Genomic DNA, 3304 nt, shown 5'->3' on the forward strand with positions numbered 1-3304 from the left:
ACGGAGTGAAAATACACGCTTCCGTATTTTGTACTACTGTATTTTTTTGTATTATTGTATTTCTGTATTGTTGTATTTTTGTATTATTGACGGACGGAGTGAAAATTAACGCTTCCGTGTTTTGCATTATTGTATCATTATTGTGTTACTGTATCATTTTGTATAGTTGTATCATTGTATCATTTTGTATTATTGTATCATTGTATTATTTTGTATTATTGTATTGTTTCTATTACTGCATTAGTGTATTATAGTATTATTGTATTATTTTTTATTATTGTATTATCTTGTATTACTGTATTATCAAACATACACTCACGGCAGGCGGGCGGAGCGAAAATACTCACCTCCGTATTTCGTTATTATGCTCAGGATATGCGCCCACTACTGACCTCATATTTACGTGGAAAAGAATGTTAAATCCATACTGGCATTTCCTCACTGATGTGGGGGCGAAGAGCTTGACTGTCATTCCTTACTGTTTGTACGAGGAGAAAAATATCTTCGAGCTTTTTTCTTCATTTGTATTTTATAAGTGAAATAATGTCTCAGCTCTTTTTTTGTATATATTTCCGAGAGCAGCAAATGACTTAGTACCTTTTCCTGTACCTCCACGATCAAAAGCAAAATGTCGAAGTACTTTTTACAGCATTGCTACAAAAAGTCTACACGAAGAGCTCCTCACATTTCTCTCTCTATTTTTTTTTTCTTTACAGCCAAATGATGTCAATACCGTTTTCTATCCTTCCGCAAACAATCACAAAATGTCGTATACACCACTTTTTTCGGCATTTCTAGCAAAAGAAGTCGAAAGAAATACCTGCGCGATTTTCTCTGTGTATTTTTACAGCCCAATAATGGCGTAGCACATTTTTCTGTACTTCCACGAGCAAAAACAAAATGTCACACCACTGTTTTTTTTCAGCATTTCTATCAAAAGGCTAAGCAAAGAAATGTCTGGATGCTATTCTCTACACATTTTTACAACCCAAATATGTATTAGTAACTTTTTGTACACTTCTACAAACTAAAAACACAAATTTCTTACTACAATGACATCCTAGCAACTTTTCCTAAACTACTAATAAGAAACATTAAAATTCTTACTGACCTAAAGAATAAATATATCGGCTTACATATCTTCCGTTTTGGGAGAAGCAGGTACCCACGCACATCTGCATTCCCTGAGTGTGATGGGGCCCCTCACACCCGCCAGGAAGGGAAGGAGAGAGGGAGGGAGTGAAGAGGAGAGGGAGAGAGGGAGGAAGGTGACATAGGCGGTCTGAATTATTGAACACTCGGAGACAACTAAAGGTGTGTGTGTGTGTGCGTGTGTGTCTCTGTGTGTGTGTGTATGTGTGTGTGTGTGTGTGTGTGTGTGTGTGTGTGTGTGTGTATCAGTCAGTCTCTCTCTCTCTCTCTCTCTCTCTCTCTCACAGAAAAACTTGACATTTTTCCTCGGAGAATACAACGAGCAGACAGGTTTAAGATGTTGCGGCGCTTTGCAAACAGATTCTCTCCTTCAAGAATAACAGCGAAATACCACTCGATGCTACTTCGGTATTCAAGGCCATTTTTTAGTTACCTTCCTTGATGCACAGAGAGGAGGAAAAGAGTCAGAAATAGCCCCAGAAAACAGACGAAAAAGAAATGAGTTTGAGTATGTATTTCTGTCACTGTTGTATAACGATGGGGCGAACAGGTGCATTGCGTGGACAGAAAGCATGTTAGTATTTATATCACCAATGTTAAACGAACAGGGAGAACTGAGGATGTGGGTAGGGTTTTATATACGTACTTTTATTGCTCCTGTTTGACGTGCTGGGCGAAGAAGGTGAGTGGATGTAGTTATGTTATCTATGTACTTTACGCTTCTGTCTGTCAGGTAGATTTGCTGTATATGATGTGAACCCGTGTGCAAGTGTGTTTATGTCTCAGGTAGGTTAGTGTTAAGATTTCTCTCTTATTCTTGTTTCTCCCCTTCTCTCTCTCTCTCTCTCTCTCTCTCACACACACACACACACACACACACACACACGTACAATTAGTTACTTACGTGCTTCATTCACTGCTTCAGACCCCGAGTGGACGGGACTTCCTCAGCGTCTCATTAAGGCTTCTAGTCTTCCATCACGTGCTTCCAAACTCTCACTCATCAGCGTTAGTCAACTAATTAAAGCCAACGTCTTGTCTGCGTGGGTCGGATAGGGTTCAATCGGGTTGAACCGGATCGGGCTTGATCAGGTTGGTGTTTGGAGTTGAGGCAAACCGTCACTGTGCACTAAATGCGGTATGCTTAGTATCGTGACTGATCTCAAACTAATAACGTAACTTATTTGGCCAGCCAAGTCGTGTCAAGTCGCGTGTAAGTCCACCTCCTTCGTCGTGACTGATCTGAGCTCCGTCGTGACTGATCTCAGACTGACAACGTGACGTGTTTGGTGAGCCCAGTCAAGTCGCCTTTAGTCCACCTCCTCCGCCGTGACTGATCTCAGACTGACAACGTGACGTGTTTGGTGAGCCCAGTCAAGTTGCTTTTAGTCCACCTCCTCCGCCGTGACTGATCTCTAAACTTCCCCGCACCAAGTCTTGAGTTTGTCCTAACTTTTCTATCAAGTTGATGAAAGTTGGCTCCCCGGCGGCCTTTTGCCATGAAGGTTAAAGCTGGCGGGTGGCGCGGCAAGAGAGGAGGCGCGGGGGAGAAGCTGCGAGGCCCCTTGGGTAAAACTAGACACAGTGCTGCCTGTAGGGGCCACCACCACCACCACCACCCCAGTTCGACCACCACCAATACCTGTGTTCCTTACCTTCCCCGCTCCTGCCACACAACCCTTCATGCCACAACCGCTCCCAACCTTCCAAATTACTAAATCATCTTCATGATCCGCACAAAATAACAAGAGATTTCAATCACCATCAACACCAATCCACTACATCCCCCGCCATGCCTATCACAACCACGACGCCTTCCCAGTCACCACCATCACCACTATCCTCACCATCACAGCATAACATTTCCTGTAATCCTTGAGCCGCACTGTTACCATCACCATCACATCCCAACCATCATCACGATCCATCATCAGCATCTCCTGCAACCATTCACTCTTCACCATCACCACCACCATACCATGACTCACCCACCATCACCATGCCACCTCAATCATTCTTTGGACATGAAAACTTCCAAATCTTTCCTCGCCTCCAGAACGATTAACCACACTGAACACCTACACGGACGAAATACCTGGGTACACTTGCCCCCCAGAACTGTCGGCCCTTGTATGAACGATGAACTGCTAAC

The 3304-nt window shown here is 43.3% G+C and carries 1 protein-coding gene; it reads right to left on the reverse strand.

What is annotated here, in order from left to right:
* Positions 1–2951: 2951 nt before the first annotated feature.
* The gene (locus ACK5JN_RS24040; protein ID WP_416872445.1) at positions 2952–3083 is read right to left on the reverse strand and encodes a hypothetical protein; all 132 of its coding nucleotides are present in this window, start codon (positions 3081–3083) and stop codon (positions 2952–2954) included.
* Between the last annotated feature and the right edge of the window lie 221 nt (positions 3084–3304).

This window comes from Kluyvera sp. (assembly GCF_047971185.1).
In the GTDB taxonomy this organism is placed as follows: Bacteria; Pseudomonadota; Gammaproteobacteria; order Enterobacterales; family Enterobacteriaceae; genus Kluyvera.